Source organism: Sphingobium sp. 22B (assembly GCF_001580035.1).
GTDB classification, from domain to species: Bacteria; Pseudomonadota; Alphaproteobacteria; order Sphingomonadales; family Sphingomonadaceae; genus Sphingobium; species Sphingobium fuliginis.
Genome location: NZ_LTAB01000006.1, coordinates 140,757 through 155,052 on the forward strand (window position 1 = coordinate 140,757; position 14,296 = coordinate 155,052).

Sequence of the window (14,296 nt, forward strand, 5' to 3'; positions counted from 1 at the left end):
GCGCCCTTGTCATGAGACCTAAGCAACTCAACTTTCCACTCAATCCCGATTACGGGACCGGCGCCACCATTCGCCGCGTATCCCTGCGCGCGCAATCCAATCGGGTCGACGCCCATCTCCTCGACAATTTTCACGAGATGCGCTGTTCCATCGTGCACGACTGCTCGATCGTGACCGCCATTACCGGCGAAAGCGTCCGCATTCCCACCACGGCATGCCCTGCCGCAGTCCAGCAGCTTCAGTCCTTGGTGGGCCTGCCGATCAGCACGCCAACCCGCGACTTTTACGCCGGGGGGATTGCACGCCATCATTGCACCCACCTTCTGGACCTAGCTGTCATGGCCATTGGCCATGCTCAAAGACCATCGACGGAGATACTCTATGAAGCGGAGGTCCCGGACGAACTCGAATTGCCTGTCCCCATGACGATCTGGCGAAATGGTCGGCTGGCCTGTCGCTGGCTCGTCCGGCAGGGCGCGATCCTAGAGCCGCTGGAGCTTCGGGGAAGGCCATTGGGAACCGGCTTTGCCGCATGGGCCAGTCTGGTTTTCGAGCAGGATCAACTTGAAGCCGCCACCATCCTGGCGCGTACCTGGCTCATAGCCATCGGTCGGCGCTACCGCCCCTCACAAGCTGCGGGTCGCCCTGCCCGCGACAATCCGGAGATGCTCGGACGATGTTACGCCTACAGCACCGGACCAGTGAAAACCGCGGTCATGACCGGAGAGAAGGAGGCTCATCTGCACCGTCTCCAGCGTGAAGCATAGGCACTTTTGACATTCAGCAACCATGGTCGCGACGGCGTAGCGGAAGATGCGCCCAAGGAGAGTCCGCATAGGACGCGCTTTCGTAGCGGCTCGTTGCATCGATGGAGCGCAGGACGGCCACGACCTCCTGCGCCGTGATTTTGGCGCCGGGCCTGTTGCCGATCTTGGCATAGGCCTTGTCCAGCAGCCAGCGGATCTTGCTCAATGCGATCTCGACCATGCCCCGAAAGCGAGCGTCCGACCCTTTGCGAGATAGCGATAATTGAGGCGCCAAAACTTCGCGCCGTTGGTCCGCACGAGAAGATAGAGACCGCCGCCACCCGACAGCTTTAAGTCCTTGGCTTGCGGTTTGGCGTTGGCTGCGTCGGTCGCGAACAAGGTGCTCATCGGGGTGTATCGTCCTTGCAAAGGACGGAGAACGATACCCTCGAATATACCACCATTGTGCCCGATTGGTGCCGTATTCGCCCGGATGTCGTCGGACGCTTATAGCACAAAGCTTGGCGGATTTCAGCCATTTCCGGGACATCCTCGGACGTCCCCGGAAGAACAAATGGTGCCCAGAAGAGGACTCGAACCTCCACGACCTTGCGATCGCCAGCACCTGAAGCTGGTGCGTCTACCAATTCCGCCATCTGGGCACGGGGTAGGAGCGCGCAACTAGCCGCTGGCCGGGGGGCTGTCAATCACGGCAGGCGCATTATTTTTTATTTTTCTGGTTTCCAGGCCAAGAGCTTTTTACGGGCCTTTTTCAGGCCCCTGCCGTTGAACCGGAGAAATAGCATGGATCGTCCCGACGTTGCGCCGCCCGCCTTTCACCCTCGGCCGGACGGGTTGCGGCTGGCCTGTCGGTACCGGCCCGGCACCGCCCCCACGATCGTCTTCCTGCCCGGCTACATGTCCGACATGGAAGGCGGCAAGGCGGTTGCGCTGGACGGTTGGGCGCAGGATCAGGGCCGGGCGATGCTGCGGCTCGATTATGCCGGCAATGGCGCGAGCGAGGGACGGTTCGAGGATGGCACGCTGGCGAGTTGGCGCGACGATGCGCTGCTGCTGATCGATTCCCTGACCCAGGGGCCGGTGGTGCTGGTGGGATCTTCCATGGGCGGCTGGCTGGCGCTGCTGATCGCGCTGGCCCGGCCGGAGCGGGTGGCGGGGCTGGTCGGCATCGCGGCGGCGCCGGATTTCACCGATTGGGGCTTTACCGACGCGGACAAGGCCCTGCTGGCGACGGAAGGACGGATCGTCGAACCGACCCCTTATGGCGATAACCCCTATGTCACCACCTTGGCCTTCTGGGAATCGGGCCAGTCGCTGCGGCTGCTGGAGGGGGAGATCGCGATCGATTGCCCGGTGCGGCTGTTGCAGGGGCAGGCCGACCCCGACGTGCCCTGGCGAACGGCGTTGCGGATCGCGGAGCGGCTGCGTTCATCCGATGTGCAGACGCTGCTGATTAAGGATGGCGACCATCGCCTTTCCCGCGACCCGGACATCGCCCTGCTGATCCGGACCGTCTCCAGCCTGTTGGACAGCCTCTGATGCCCTTCCTCCTCCCGCTGCTGCTGCTCGCCCCGCAGGCCTATGATCCGGAGGTCGAGGCGGTGATGAACCGCAAGAGGAAGGAAAAGGCGGAAGCGGCGGCTTCTGCGTCGGCCGCTCCCGCGCGGTCAGGAGCAGGAGCGAGTGAGGGCCGCATTCCGGTGCCGGACAAATATGCGGCGAAATTCCAGGCCTGCCTGGACCAGGCGGTGGAGGCGCCGGACAAGGGCGTCGCCTTCGCGCAGCAATGGCGGATCGACGGCGGCAGCTTCTATGCGCGCAACTGCATGGGCTTTGCCTATGCCCGCGGCGAACGCTGGGCGCCCGCCATCGTCGCCTTCGAACAGGGGGCGGACGAAGCCGAACGCAATGGCGAAATGGTGCAGAGCGGCCGGCTTTGGGCGCAGGCCGGCAATGCCGCGCTGGCTGGTGGCGACGCCGCCAAGGCGCGGGACGATTTCGACGCGGCGCTGGCGCGTGGGTTGCCCGACGGTCTGGAAAAGGGCGAGGTCCATCTGGATCGCGCCCGCGCGCTGGTGGCGCTGAACGATGTGAAGGGCGCCCGCACTTCGCTCGATACGGCGCTGGATCAGGTGCCGCGGGACCCGCTGGCCTGGCTGCTTTCGGCCACGCTGGCCCGGCGATCAGGGGAAATGAAGCTGGCGCAGGCGCATATCGCGCGGGCCGTGCAGCTTTCGCCCGACGATGCCTCCGTCGCGCTGGAGGAAGGCAATATCGCCATCCTCACCGATCATGAGGATGTGGCCCGTTCCGCCTGGCAGCGGGCGGTGAAGCTGGCGGCGGAAGCGCCGGCGGGAAAGGCGGCCGCCGACAATCTTTCCCGCCTGCCGCCGAAGCCCGCCCGCTGACGGGCGACGAGGGAACCTCCGCCCGCCATTCTCCGTTGGCCCGCCAGGCGGGACGCGAAGGGATAAGGAACATGAGGATGCCGGATCGTCATGGAAGGTTCGCGGCGCTGGGCCTGCTGGCGGCGAGCGCGCTGGCGCTGACCGCCTGTTCGCATGGCGCGACGCGCGGCGGGCTGATCGGCGGCGCGGGCGGCGCCGTGGTGGGCTCCGCCACCGGCCTCGGCACGGTGGAGGGCGCTGTGATCGGCGGCGCTGCCGGTGCGATCATCGGCGACGACAAGGATTGATGGCTATTTGAGGTAAAAGTCGACGGTCGTGACGACGCGCACCTTCTTATAGGGTGTGTCGCTCGACCCGTCGGCTTCGCCATCACGCGGTTCGATCGAGAAATAGCCTTGCGTCGCGCTCTTGATGCCGCCGACGCTGGCGCCGCTGTCGCGGGCGAACTGCTCGGCGGCGGCGCGGGCATCCCTGGTCGCGGCGGCGACCATCCGGGGCTTCACGTCGTTGAGCCTTGTGAAACTATAGCGCATGCCCGACCCCTCCTGCAGCGTGACGCCCCGCCGGACCAGGTCGAATTGCTGGGCCACGGCGCGCTGGGCGCGGGGAATGTCGGTGGTGCGCAGCAACATCCGCTGGGTGATGGTGATCGTGTTGACGCCATTGTTGATATATTGGTTGACCCCGGCGCCGGTGGCGGTCAGCGCATCCGGCCTGAAGCCGAGGCCGGCGAAATAGGCGCGCAGTTCGCGGGTGTTATTGTCGATCTCCGCCCGGACAGCGGGCAGGTCGAAACCGGTGGCGGAATAGCTGATCGACCAGGTGGCGAGGTCCGCGGTCACATCCCTTTCCGCCAGTCCGCGCACGGTGACGGATCGGTCCGCCGCCTTCGCCCGCTTGAGCCCGTCGCCCAGCAGATAGCCGCCGCCGACCATGCCGAGCGCCAGAACGGCCGCGCAGCCCATGAAAAGCTTGTCATGATAAGTTAAGGCCATGCCTGCCTCCCTCTTCCGTCGAAGCCCGACGCATCTTATCTTGGAAGCGTCTTAGGTTTTCAGAGATGAACCGTTGCTTTATGGCGACGAATGGAGTGACTTCTTGCCCAAATATCTGCACACGATGATCCGCGTGACCGACATCGACCGCACCGTCGACTTCTTCCGCCTGCTTGGCCTGGAGGAGCAGAAGCGCATCGACAATGCGCAGGGGCGGTTCACGCTGGTCTTCCTCGCCGCGCCCGGCGATGAAGAGGCGCAGGTCGAACTGACCTATAACTGGCCGGCGGAGGACGGTACGCCGCCGGAGGTCTATGGCGGCGGACGCAATTTCGGGCATCTCGCCTATCGGGTCGAGAATATCTACGAGACCTGCCAGCGGCTGATGGACGCGGGCGTCACCATCAACCGGCCGCCGCGCGACGGTCACATGGCCTTCGTGCGGACGCCGGACAATATCTCGATCGAACTGTTACAGGACGGACATCTTGATCCGGCCGAACCCTGGGCATCGATGCTCAATGTGGGAGCCTGGTAGGCCATGCTGGAGGTCGTCCGCATACCCGTTCTCAGCGACAATTATGTCTGGCTGCTGCATGACGACGCCAGCGGGGAGACTGTGGCCGTCGATCCCGCCGTGGCGGAGCCGGTGCTGGAAGCAGCCCGGCAGAGGGGTTGGACCATCGGCCAGATCTGGAACACCCACTGGCATGGCGACCATGTCGGCGGCAATGCGGCGATCAAGGCGGCGACGGGCTGCATCATCACCGGCCCGGCGGCGGAGGCGGAGAAGATCGGCACGCTGGACCGCACGGTGCGGGAGGGCGACAGCGTCCGCATCGGCGCCCATCAGGCCACCGTGCTGGAGGTGCCAGCCCATACCGCCGGGCATATCGCCTATCATCTGGCCGACGACCGGCTGATCTTCGTCGGGGACACGCTGTTCGCCATGGGTTGCGGCCGGCTGTTCGAGGGAACGGCGGCGCAGATGTTCGCCAATATGCAGCGCTTCGCCGCCCTGCCCGACGATACGGCCGTCTATTGCGCGCATGAATATACGCAGTCGAACGGCCGCTTCGCCCTGACGGTGGAGCCGGACAACGCCGCCTTGCGCGCCCGCATGGGGGATGTCGACGCGGCGCGTTCGCGGGGAGAGGCCACGGTGCCGACCAGCATCGGGCAGGAACGCGCAACCAATGTCTTCATGCGCGCCCGCGATGTCGCGCAACTGGCCGAACGGCGCGCGGCGAAGGATGCGGCGTGACGGTTTTCGCGCTGCTTTGTCGTCCTGAAAGCGGGACGAATGAGGAGAGATGCCATGCGTCCATGGATGTTGCGTTCCAGCCTGTGCCTGGCCCCGCTGCTGCTGGCCGGATGTTCGGACAGCTATGAGCCGCCCAGGCTGACCGAAAAACAGACGAGCGAGCTGGAACGGGCCCTGGCGGGCAAGGTGCCGGGCGAAAGGACGAGCTGCGTCAATCGGGAATCCCAGTCCAATCTGACGGCCATCAGCAACAGCGTCCTGCTCTACCGGGTCAGCCGGCGGCTGGTCTACCGCAACGACCTGATCGGCAGCTGTTCCGGGCTGTCGCGCGGCGATACGCTGATCATCAGGACCTGGGGATCGCAATATTGCCGCGGGGACCAGTTGACCAGCGCCGACCTGATGACCGGCATGGTGACGGGAAATTGCGCGCTGGGTGACTTCATCCCCTATCGCGCGCCGTCGAAATAGGGTTGCTTCCTTATGGCGTCCTGGTCCTGCAAAGGCAGGAACAGGATCAGCCAGGCTTCACCCCTTGTACAGCGCGTCGAGCCGTTCCTGATAGCGGGCGCGGATGACGTGGCGGCGGATCTTCATCGACGGCGTCATCTCGCTATTGTCGATGGTGAAGGGCTCATCCGCCAGGATGAACCGCCGCACGCGTTCGATCACGGACAGGTCGTCATTCACCCGGTCGACCGCCGCGCGCAGCGCCGCCTGATAGGCGGGATCGGCCGCGATCCCTTCAACCTTCCGTCCCTGCGCCTGCGCCCATTCCCGCGTCCATTCGGCATCGGGCACCAGCAGACCCACCAGATGCGGGCGGCGGTCGCCATAGACCATCGCCTGCCCGATCTCCGGCTGGAGCGTCAGCATGCCCTCCACCTTCTGCGGCGAGACATTGTCGCCCTTGTCGTTGACGATCAGGTCCTTCTTGCGGTCGGTGATGCGGATGCGGCCCTTTTCATCGATCTCCCCGATGTCGCCGGTGTGGAGCCAGCCATTTTGCAGCGCCTTCTCCGTTTCCGCGGGATTGCGCCAATAGCCGTGCATCACCAGTTCGCCGCGCACGAGAATCTCGCCATCCTCCGCGATCCGCACCTCCACCCCGTCAAGCGGCGGGCCGACCGTGTCCATCGCGATCCCGGCGCGGGGGCGGTTGCAACTGATCACCGGCCCCGCCTCGGTCTGGCCATAACCCTGGAGCAGCGTCAGCCCCATCGCGTCGAAGAACAGGCCGACATCCGGATTGAGCGGCGCCCCGCCCGACACCAGCGCCTTCATCCGCCCGCCGAAGCGCGCCGCGATCTTCGGCTTCAGCGTGCGCGCCAGCAGCGCCTTCATCGGCAGGTCGAGCAGCGATTTCCGCCCGCGCTGTTCCCTGGCCGCGATGCGCAGCGCCTGACCCAGCAGATAGGTGGGGAATTTGCCCTGCTTCTCGACCGACTTGATGATGCGGGCGCGCAGCACTTCGAACAGGCGGGGGACGACGACCATGATCGTCGGCCGCGCCTCCTCGATATTGCTGGCGAGTTTTTCCAGCCCTTCGGCATAATAGATCTGCCCGGCCGCCATGATCGGCAGGAACTGGCCGCCGCTATGTTCATAGGCGTGGGACAGCGGCAGGAAGGACAGGAACACCTCTTCGTCCCGCCCGAAATCCTCCTCCAGCAACTTGTCCGCCCCCTCGATATTGCAGAGGATGGCGCCATGATGCTGCATCACCCCACGGGGCGCGCCGCCGGTGCCGCTGGTGTAGATGATGCAGGCCAGATCGTCGCGCTTCGCCGTCTGGCCGGCGGCGCAGGCATCGATGTCGGTGGGATAATGGGCGATCAGGTCGCTCCACAAATGGCAGGCAACATGACCCTGCATGCCGCGCAACGGCTCCATGCCGATGACGAAGCTCGCCTGCGACCGCAGCACGGCTGGCATCAGGTTCTGCGCCAGCCTGGCGGTGGAGACGATGACGGCCCGGGCGCCGCTGTCGGTCAGGATATGCTGGTGATCGCGCGTGGTGTTGGTGGTGTAGGTCGGCACGGTGACGCAGCCCGCGGCCATGATGGCAAGGTCCGCGATGCAGAATTCCGGCCGGTTCTCGCTGACCAGCATCACCGGATCGCCGGGCCTCAATCCCTGCGCCTGCAATGCGCTGGCCAGTGCGGCGACGTCATGGGCGACTTCGGTCCAGCTCAGCGACTTCCATTGGCCAGCCACCTTGCGCCAGAGGAAGGGCGTGTCCCCCATCGCCTTGGCGCGGGCGAAGAACATGGTCACCAGATTGGGAAAACGCTCGATCGCGCTCAAAACGGCATCTCCTCATTCGCGGCGCGTCTTCGGCGCGCCTATCCGCCTGCCCGGCAGGCTATACCCTCGCCATGCCGTAACGGCCATGATTTTTCGCGGGTTTTCGGAGATCCCCTCCGGGCCGCGGGGAGATGCGATTCAGCGGCGACAATGGGGGGATGGAAAGCGGATATGCGCGCCGGGGGCCGGCCCAGTGTTCCCCCGCACAACGCTGATCGACAGGATCAGCTCAGATGAGCGAATTCGCCATAGCCGCCCTGGAAAAAGAGCAGCGGCTTGCCCGGCGTTTCCACCTCCAGCGCGATGACCCGGCCCAGCACGATATAATGGTCGCCCGCTTCATGCACCGCTTCGAGCCGGCAGTCGATCCAGGCCACCACCCCATCCAGGATCGGGGAGCCATTGGCGGAGACGCGATGCGTCACCCCGGCGAACTTGTCGTTCGCGCCCTTGGCCGAAAATTGCTGGCAAAGCGGCTTCTGGTCGCTGGCGAGGATGTTGACGCAGAATTTCCCCGCCCTTTCGATCCGCGGCCAGCTCAGCGAATTCTTGGCAGGGAAAAAGGCAACCAGCGGCGGATCGAGCGAAACGGAGGTGAAGGAACCGACGACCATGCCCGTGGGCGCATGATCGTCCTCCACCGCCGTCACCACGCAGACCCCCGTGGGATAATGCCCCAGCACACGGCGGAAAGTGCCGCTGTCGAAGGCGATGGCCTCGCTCATGCGCGGGCGCCCTGAAAGGGAAACATATCGTCACTGATCTTCATCGTCGCCTCTCTTCCAGACTCGGCCGGGGCATGGCAAGCGAATCCCGCTGATAAGCTCATGAGTTTCCTTTTCCGGGAAATCGCAATGCTACCTTAACCGGCAATTGCACGCTACAGCACGGCATGATCTCGATTCATCCGCTATGCGATATTCCTGAAATCCGGGCCGGCGACGATCTGGCGGCGGTGCTGCGCGACAGTCTGGCGAAGGCGGGCCTGTGGCCGCTCCAGACCGGCGATGTGCTGGTCGTGACGCAGAAGATCCTGTCCAAGGCGGAAGGACGGATGGTCGCGCTGGACAGCGTCGAGCCGGGCGCGCAGGCGCTGGAGCTGGCCGCCACGACGCGCAAGGACCCCCGGCTCGTCGAACTGGTGCTGCGCGAAAGCAGCAGCGTGGTGCGCGCGGTGCCCCATGTGCTGATCACCCGCCACCGGCTGGGCCATGTGATGGCGAACGGCGGCATCGACCGGTCCAATATCGGGCCGGGGGAGGAAGATCGCGCATTGCTGCTGCCGCTCGATCCCGACGGATCGGCGCGCGGCCTGCTGGCGGCGCTGGCGGGACCCGAGGCGGCCGGGATCGGCATCGTCGTTTCCGACAGTTTCGGGCGGCCATGGCGCCACGGCGTGGTGGGCGTCGCGATCGGCGCGGCGGGATTGCCCGCGCTGGTCGACCGCCGCGGCGAGGAGGATCGGGACGGACGGCGGCTGGAGGTGACGCAGATCGCGCTGGCCGACCAGATCGCCACCGCCGCGACGCTGGTGACGGGCGAGGGCGCGGAAAGCGTGCCCGCCGCCCTGCTGCGCGGCGTGGCCCTGCCCGAAGGAGATGCAGGCGCGGGCGCGCTGGTCCGCCCGCTGGAAGAGGATCTGTTCCGGTGAGCGGCCGCATCGTCGTTCTGACCGGCGGCGTCGGCGGCGCCAAGCTGGTGCTCGGGCTGATGCAGATCTGTCCGCCGGAGGACATCACCGCCATCGTCAACACCGGGGACGATTTCCGTCATCTCGGACTGGCGATCTCTCCCGACATCGACACGCTGCTCTATACCCTGTCGGGCAGGGCCAATGCCGCGCAGGGCTGGGGCCGCGAAGGTGAGACATGGAGCTTCATGGACGCGCTCAAATCGCTGGACGGCGAGGACTGGTTCCTGCTGGGCGACGGCGACATGGCGCTGCATGTGCTGCGGTCGCACATGCTGGCGTCGGGCGAAACGTTGAGCGCGGTGACGGCCCGTTTTGCGACGGCCTGGGGCCTTGGCCTCAAGATATTGCCGATGAGCGACGATGCCGTGGCCACCCATGTCTCCACCGATGCGGGCGACCTCCCCTTCCAGCGCTATTTCGTCGAGCAGCGCTGTGTCCCGGCGGTCCGGGCGATCCGCTTCGAGGGCGCGGAGCAAGCGCATCCTGCCCCCGGCGTGATCGAGGCGATCAGCGATCCCGCAACCCGCGCCATAGTGATCGCGCCGTCCAATCCCTGGCTGAGCGTCGACCCGATTCTGGCGGTGCCCGGCATCCGCGAAGCGCTGGCGGCACGGAAGGCGCCGGTCGTCGCGGTGTCACCGATCGTCGGCGGGCAGGCGGTCAAGGGACCGACCGCCAAGCTGATGGGCGAGTTGGGACTGGGCGTCACCAACCAGGCCATTGCCGCCCATTATGAAGGCGTCATCGACGCGCTGCTGGTCGACGTCCGCGACGGGGGCAAGGGTTTGGACATTCCCCACGCCGTCACCGACACGCTGATGAAGACGCTGGACGACCGCGCCCGGGTGGCGCGGGCGGCGCTGGATCTGGCCGAACGGATCGCCGGTTGACGGTCATGAACTGCTGGATCGTCATCCCGGTCAAGGCGCCCGCCGCCTGCAAGACGCGGCTGGCGCCTGTTTTGGACGAAACCGGACGGCGCAATCTGGTGGCGGAGATGCTGCACCGCACGGTGGGGGCTGCGGCGGAAGTGGTCGGGATGGAAAGGCTGCGGCTGCTGGGGCCGTCGCGGCATGGACTGCCGGAGAGCATAGGCTTGCTCGATGATCCGGGCGGCGGCCTTAACCCTGCCGTGACGAGCGCCCGCGATGCGGCATTGGGGGCAGGAGTCGAGCGGCTGCTGTTCCTCTCGGCCGACCTGCCGCTGGTCGAGGCAGCGGATGTCGCGACGCTGCTGGACGCCCCCGGCATTGCGGCCGCGCCCGATGTCCATGGGCGGGGAACCAATGCATTGTCCTTGCCTCTGCCGCGAGCGGCGGATTTCCAGTTCCATTATGGCCAGGGCAGTTTCGCGGCGCACAGGGCGGAAGCGGAACGGCTTGGTTTGATGTTCTCGCCGGTCATCCGGCGCGGTCTGGGCTTCGACATCGACCAGCCGGACGATCTGGCCGACTGGAAAGGGCGCGCGATCTAGGGTGGTATCAGGACATTCCCCCTCCCGCAGGCGGGAGGGGGCTAGGGGGTGGGCTGGCGCGACATCAGCGTGAATTTTCAACGGCTAAGCTGGAATCTCGCTACGCTCGCACCCACCCCTAACCCCTCCCGCCTGCGGGAGGGGAAGGTCCTGAATTGGCCAAAAGCCGCCACCCCTTCCCATCAGAACTTCATTCCCACACCCACACCGAAGACAAAGGGATCAAGCTCCAGCTTCACCCTCTGCACCCCGGCGGCAGCAGTCGACAGCCGCGCCGTCGTATCGATGTCGATATATTTGAGGTCCAGATTCAGGAACACCCGCTCGTTAAGGTCGATGTCGACGCCGACCTGCCCCGCCCAGCCGAAGCTGTCGGACATATGCACCTTGGTCGCGCCCACAGCGCCCTCCAGCGCGTTCGACGCCTTCTCATTATAGAAGAGCGTATAATTCACCCCCGCCCCGACATAGGGCCGGATCTTCCCTTCGGGCAGGAAATGATATTGCGCCGTCAGCGTCGGCGGCAGCACCCAGGTCGACGCAAGCCTGCCGATGCCCCCGGTCGTGCCGGTCCGCCCGCTCGCGCTATGCTTGGTGGTCGCGGCGATCAGCTCGAAACCGATATGGTCGGTCGCCATATAGGTGACGTCCACTTCCGGCATCACGCTGTTGTCGACCTTCACTTTCTCGCCCGGAAAGGCGGGCAACACGCTCCCGCTCTTCTCGTTGGGCGCGACCATGATGCCGCGCAGCCGCACCAGCACATCGCCCTGCGCCGCCTGCGCCGGCGCGGCCAGAACGGCGCAGCCGGCAGCCGCCCCCAGCAGGATCGTCTTGATGGTCATGTCCTTGATCTCCATCCCTGTTTGTCGGTGCCGCCCTTCTGCCGCGCCCGAACGGGCCCGGCATTGATCCCGCGCAACCGGCAATTTGACCTGCCTCAATGCCTCGGTCGCTCGCGTCCCTTCTTATGCCGACGGCGCAGTGAGGGCCCGGACGACGGTGCTGTCGATCATGTCGGCCGATCTCTCTCGGCCCGCCATTTCGGCCAAGGTTTCAGGCATGGCGTCGAACATCGGAAATGCATCCGGTGACAACGCATTCGCTGTGGACCGACAGCAGCCATGCCTTCCGTCACCGAACAGATTCCGGTCTCCGGATCAGGCAAATGCGGGGCATTTCTACAAGCTGAGACCACCTGAAACGACCAGGACCTGCCCGCTGATGTAATCACTCTCGGGAACGCACAGCAGGTAGATGCTGTCCGCGGCCTCCCGCGCCGTCCCCGCCCGTCCCAACGGCACGCTGTCCAGCAGGGCGTCCCGTACCGCGGAAGGAATACCGGTGTGCAGGGGCTGCCCCCCGATCGGGATGGATGCCTCCGACCCCGAAATGGGCTGCGTCAACCGCGTGTCGATGATGCCGAAGGCCACGCAATTCACGCAGACTTTCAGGCGCCCCCATTCCTTGGACAGCGTCTTGGTCATGCCCACCAGGGCGGATTTGGCCGCGGAATAGTTGATCTGTCCGGCATTGCCGTGCGTGCCGGCCATGGATGATATGTTGACGACCTTGCGGATAACCTCGCGGCCTTCGGCGGCTTCTTTTCGGGCCATCGTTCGCAGAGGCTCCGCAGCTGCGCGCAGGATGCGAAACGGGGCCGATACATGCACGTCGAGCATTGCCTGGAACTGCTCGTCCGTCTGCTTCTGGATGACGCCGTCGCGCGTGTAGCCGGCATTGTTGACGATGATGTCGAGCCCGCCGAACGCCTCGAGAGCCGTGCGGACGAAGCGCTCGCCGAAGTCATCGGCCGTGACATCGCCGACGCAGGGGGTCGCTTTCCCGCCCGCATCCCGGATCTGCGTGACAACCTCATTGGCGGGCGCCTCGTCGAGATCGTTGACGACGACGCTTGCGCCCTGTCCCGCAAGCTTGAACGCCAGTTCACGGCCGATGCCGCGACCCGAGCCGGAGATGATCGCGACCTTGCCATCCAGTCTGCGCATGAAAGTCCCTTCGATGATTGATCGCCGAGCGGCCCGTCAGTCCGCCCGGCCGTACAGCGTCACTACGCACGCGCCGCCCAGACCGATATTATGCTGCAAGCCGAAGCGAATGCCGTCGACCTGCCGCTGCTCCGCCGTTCCCCGCAATTGGTGGGTCAACTCATAGCATTGGGCAAGGCCCGTCGCGCCCAGCGGGTGCCCCTTGGACAACAGGCCTCCCGAAGGATTTGTGACGTGCTTGCCGCCATAGCTGTTCAGCCCGTCGCAAATATATTGCTCCGCCGTTCCCTCCGGCGTGAGGCCAAGCGCCTCGTAGGAGATGAGCTCGTTCGGCGTGAAGCAATCGTGCAGTTCCACGGCCTGAATATCGTCCGGACCAACGCCCGCGGCCTCATAGACCTGCCGGGCCGCCTCCCTCGTCATGTCATGGCCCACCACACTCATCATGCCGCGCTCCTCGAACGTGCCGGGCAGATCGGTGGTCAGCGCCTGCGCGACGATCTCCACCGAAGCGCTCAGCCCGTGCCGGGCGGCGAAGGCTGGCGACACCAGGATAGCGGCGGCAGCGCCGCAGGTGGGCGGGCACGCCTGAAAGCGGGTTATCGGCCCATAAAGATGCTTGGAGGACATGACCTCTTCCAGGCTGATCGGTTCCCGCAGCAGCGCCAGCGGATTATTGGCCGCATGCCGTCTCGCCTTGACGCTGATGCGGGCGAAGGCTTCGTCGCTCGCGCCATAACGCGCCTGATAGTCCAGCCCCGCGCCACCGAACTGCTGGGCGGCGAATGGGGCGTCGTCGTCGGCCGCCTGCAACTGGCCCTGGCGCGCCAGCGCCATCTCCAGCGTGCCCTTGCGGTCATTGAATATCATGCCGAGCGCGCCCGGCAGCATCTGCTCGAAGCCGACCGCCAGCACGCAGTCTGCCACGCCCGCTTCCACCATCTGGCGTGCAAGATACAGCGCGGTCGAACCGGTGGAGCAATTATTGTTGACGTTGACGATGGGAATGCCGGTCAGCCCGACGCGATAGAGCGCGGACTGGCCGGCGGTGGAGTCGGCATAGACATATCCGGCATAGGCTTGCTGGACCTGCCCGTAAGTGATCCCGGCGTCCGCCAGCGCCAGGCGGATTGCCTGTTCGGCCATGACGTCCCAGTCATCGCTTCGCCCCGGCTTGGTGAAAGGAATCATGCCGACGCCGGCAATGCGCGCCTTGCTCATGTCATTCTCCTGCGATGTCGGACGTGGGGGCTATGCCGCAAGCGTGGCGGCATCGATCTCGCAAAGCGCTGCCGCCGGTGCGTTCGCCACGGCGGAGAACCGATCTCGCCAGGGCCTGCGATATGATCGAGGACGAAGCGCCGCTCTGCAATGGCAGG

The 14,296-nt window shown here is 65.5% G+C and carries 18 protein-coding genes and 1 tRNA gene; 10 read left to right on the plus strand and 9 right to left on the minus strand.

Translation table 11 applies throughout. From position 1 onward, the window contains the following. The first annotated feature begins 11 nt into the window (after positions 1–11). On the plus strand, positions 12–767 hold the full coding sequence (locus A0J57_RS07945) for a DUF2889 domain-containing protein (RefSeq protein WP_061934997.1): 756 nt from the start codon (positions 12–14) through the stop codon (positions 765–767). Positions 768–780: 13 nt separating this feature from the next. On the opposite strand, the gene A0J57_RS07950 is transcribed toward A0J57_RS07945, so the two are convergent. The 3 genes from A0J57_RS07950 to A0J57_RS07960 form a co-directional block, all read right to left on the minus strand. Beyond that, positions 781–987 (minus strand): hypothetical protein, encoded by a 207-nt coding sequence (locus tag A0J57_RS07950; protein ID WP_061934999.1) that lies wholly within the window; start codon positions 985–987, stop codon positions 781–783. Then, on the minus strand, positions 969–1,154 hold the full coding sequence (locus A0J57_RS07955; RefSeq protein ID WP_061935001.1) for an integrase arm-type DNA-binding domain-containing protein: 186 nt from the start codon (positions 1,152–1,154) through the stop codon (positions 969–971). Before A0J57_RS07955 ends, A0J57_RS07950 begins: the two co-directional genes overlap by 19 nt. A 167-nt stretch (positions 1,155–1,321) precedes the next feature. Continuing rightward, a tRNA-Leu gene (locus A0J57_RS07960) sits at positions 1,322–1,408 on the minus strand. Positions 1,409–1,550: 142 nt separating this feature from the next. Here A0J57_RS07960 and A0J57_RS07965 point away from each other — a divergent pair. The 3 genes from A0J57_RS07965 to A0J57_RS07975 all read left to right on the plus strand — a co-directional run bounded on the left by A0J57_RS07965 (position 1,551) and on the right by A0J57_RS07975 (position 3,462). Next, positions 1,551–2,306, plus strand: coding sequence for a carboxylesterase (locus A0J57_RS07965; RefSeq protein WP_061935003.1), 756 nt, complete (start codon positions 1,551–1,553; stop codon positions 2,304–2,306). Beyond that, the gene (locus tag A0J57_RS07970; RefSeq protein ID WP_061935005.1) at positions 2,306–3,175 is read left to right on the plus strand and encodes a tetratricopeptide repeat protein; all 870 of its coding nucleotides are present in this window, start codon (positions 2,306–2,308) and stop codon (positions 3,173–3,175) included. The genes A0J57_RS07965 and A0J57_RS07970 overlap by 1 nt, the downstream gene beginning before the upstream one ends. A 77-nt stretch (positions 3,176–3,252) precedes the next feature. After that, complete coding sequence (locus tag A0J57_RS07975) at positions 3,253–3,462, plus strand: hypothetical protein (protein WP_061935007.1); 210 nt, start codon at positions 3,253–3,255, stop codon at positions 3,460–3,462. Positions 3,463–3,465: 3 nt separating this feature from the next. Here the strand turns inward: A0J57_RS07975 and A0J57_RS07980 are convergent, their stop codons facing one another. Further along, on the minus strand, positions 3,466–4,170 hold the full coding sequence (locus A0J57_RS07980; protein ID WP_044660563.1) for an SIMPL domain-containing protein: 705 nt from the start codon (positions 4,168–4,170) through the stop codon (positions 3,466–3,468). 103 nt (positions 4,171–4,273) lie between these two features. Here A0J57_RS07980 and A0J57_RS07985 point away from each other — a divergent pair, with 103 nt between their 5' ends. The 3 genes from A0J57_RS07985 to A0J57_RS07995 are packed head-to-tail and all read left to right on the plus strand — an operon-like array spanning position 4,274 to position 5,905. Further along, entirely contained in the window at positions 4,274–4,708 is a 435-nt protein-coding gene (locus A0J57_RS07985) for a VOC family protein (protein WP_061935034.1), read from the plus strand. Positions 4,709–4,711: 3 nt separating this feature from the next. After that, entirely contained in the window at positions 4,712–5,434 is a 723-nt protein-coding gene (gene gloB, locus A0J57_RS07990) for a hydroxyacylglutathione hydrolase (protein ID WP_061935009.1), read from the plus strand. Between the two features lie 54 nt (positions 5,435–5,488). Continuing rightward, on the plus strand, positions 5,489–5,905 hold the full coding sequence (locus A0J57_RS07995) for a hypothetical protein (protein WP_048577989.1): 417 nt from the start codon (positions 5,489–5,491) through the stop codon (positions 5,903–5,905). Positions 5,906–5,962: 57 nt separating this feature from the next. On the opposite strand, the gene A0J57_RS08000 is transcribed toward A0J57_RS07995, so the two are convergent. Next, on the minus strand, positions 5,963–7,741 hold the full coding sequence (locus tag A0J57_RS08000) for a long-chain fatty acid--CoA ligase (RefSeq protein WP_170825578.1): 1,779 nt from the start codon (positions 7,739–7,741) through the stop codon (positions 5,963–5,965). 224 nt (positions 7,742–7,965) lie between these two features. After that, positions 7,966–8,466 (minus strand): flavin reductase family protein, encoded by a 501-nt coding sequence (locus tag A0J57_RS08005; RefSeq protein WP_025547976.1) that lies wholly within the window; start codon positions 8,464–8,466, stop codon positions 7,966–7,968. Between the two features lie 167 nt (positions 8,467–8,633). On the opposite strand from A0J57_RS08005, the gene cofE reads away from it, so the two are divergent. Genes cofE through cofC form a run of 3 tightly spaced genes read left to right on the plus strand, consistent with a single transcriptional unit; the run spans position 8,634 to position 10,908 of the window. Further along, positions 8,634–9,392: a coenzyme F420-0:L-glutamate ligase gene (cofE, locus tag A0J57_RS08010; RefSeq protein WP_061935011.1), complete on the plus strand. Its 759-nt coding sequence runs from the start codon at positions 8,634–8,636 to the stop codon at positions 9,390–9,392. Then, positions 9,389–10,324: a 2-phospho-L-lactate transferase gene (cofD, locus tag A0J57_RS08015; RefSeq protein ID WP_061935013.1), complete on the plus strand. Its 936-nt coding sequence runs from the start codon at positions 9,389–9,391 to the stop codon at positions 10,322–10,324. Before cofE ends, cofD begins: the two co-directional genes overlap by 4 nt. A 5-nt stretch (positions 10,325–10,329) precedes the next feature. After that, on the plus strand, positions 10,330–10,908 hold the full coding sequence (gene cofC, locus A0J57_RS08020) for a 2-phospho-L-lactate guanylyltransferase (protein ID WP_061935036.1): 579 nt from the start codon (positions 10,330–10,332) through the stop codon (positions 10,906–10,908). A 182-nt stretch (positions 10,909–11,090) separates the two neighbouring features. Here the strand turns inward: cofC and A0J57_RS08025 are convergent, their stop codons facing one another. The 3 genes from A0J57_RS08025 to A0J57_RS08035 all read right to left on the minus strand — a co-directional run bounded on the left by A0J57_RS08025 (position 11,091) and on the right by A0J57_RS08035 (position 14,138). Next, complete coding sequence (locus A0J57_RS08025) at positions 11,091–11,753, minus strand: OmpW family protein (RefSeq protein WP_061940722.1); 663 nt, start codon at positions 11,751–11,753, stop codon at positions 11,091–11,093. Positions 11,754–12,089: 336 nt separating this feature from the next. Then, complete coding sequence (locus A0J57_RS08030; RefSeq protein WP_061940695.1) at positions 12,090–12,917, minus strand: SDR family NAD(P)-dependent oxidoreductase; 828 nt, start codon at positions 12,915–12,917, stop codon at positions 12,090–12,092. A gap of 36 nt (positions 12,918–12,953) precedes the next feature. Beyond that, a complete protein-coding gene (locus tag A0J57_RS08035; RefSeq protein ID WP_061940697.1) occupies positions 12,954–14,138 on the minus strand; it encodes a lipid-transfer protein in 1,185 nt (394 codons plus the stop codon). Between the last annotated feature and the right edge of the window lie 158 nt (positions 14,139–14,296).

What these genes read in the sequence shown, in the direction of transcription:
- A0J57_RS07945 (WP_061934997.1), top strand. Translation starts at nt 12, where the DNA reads ATGAGACCTAAGCAACTCAACTTTCCACTCAATCCCGATTACGGGACC.
- A0J57_RS07950 (WP_061934999.1), bottom strand. Translation starts at nt 987, where the DNA reads ATGGTCGAGATCGCATTGAGCAAGATCCGCTGGCTGCTGGACAAGGCC.
- A0J57_RS07955 (WP_061935001.1), bottom strand. Translation starts at nt 1,154, where the DNA reads ATGAGCACCTTGTTCGCGACCGACGCAGCCAACGCCAAACCGCAAGCC.
- A0J57_RS07965 (WP_061935003.1), top strand. Translation starts at nt 1,551, where the DNA reads ATGGATCGTCCCGACGTTGCGCCGCCCGCCTTTCACCCTCGGCCGGAC.
- A0J57_RS07970 (WP_061935005.1), top strand. Translation starts at nt 2,306, where the DNA reads ATGCCCTTCCTCCTCCCGCTGCTGCTGCTCGCCCCGCAGGCCTATGAT.
- A0J57_RS07975 (WP_061935007.1), top strand. Translation starts at nt 3,253, where the DNA reads ATGCCGGATCGTCATGGAAGGTTCGCGGCGCTGGGCCTGCTGGCGGCG.
- A0J57_RS07980 (WP_044660563.1), bottom strand. Translation starts at nt 4,170, where the DNA reads ATGGCCTTAACTTATCATGACAAGCTTTTCATGGGCTGCGCGGCCGTT.
- gloB (WP_061935009.1), top strand. Translation starts at nt 4,712, where the DNA reads ATGCTGGAGGTCGTCCGCATACCCGTTCTCAGCGACAATTATGTCTGG.
- A0J57_RS07995 (WP_048577989.1), top strand. Translation starts at nt 5,489, where the DNA reads ATGCGTCCATGGATGTTGCGTTCCAGCCTGTGCCTGGCCCCGCTGCTG.
- A0J57_RS08005 (WP_025547976.1), bottom strand. Translation starts at nt 8,466, where the DNA reads ATGAGCGAGGCCATCGCCTTCGACAGCGGCACTTTCCGCCGTGTGCTG.
- cofE (WP_061935011.1), top strand. Translation starts at nt 8,634, where the DNA reads ATGATCTCGATTCATCCGCTATGCGATATTCCTGAAATCCGGGCCGGC.
- cofC (WP_061935036.1), top strand. Translation starts at nt 10,330, where the DNA reads ATGAACTGCTGGATCGTCATCCCGGTCAAGGCGCCCGCCGCCTGCAAG.
- A0J57_RS08025 (WP_061940722.1), bottom strand. Translation starts at nt 11,753, where the DNA reads ATGACCATCAAGACGATCCTGCTGGGGGCGGCTGCCGGCTGCGCCGTT.
- A0J57_RS08030 (WP_061940695.1), bottom strand. Translation starts at nt 12,917, where the DNA reads ATGCGCAGACTGGATGGCAAGGTCGCGATCATCTCCGGCTCGGGTCGC.
- A0J57_RS08035 (WP_061940697.1), bottom strand. Translation starts at nt 14,138, where the DNA reads ATGAGCAAGGCGCGCATTGCCGGCGTCGGCATGATTCCTTTCACCAAG.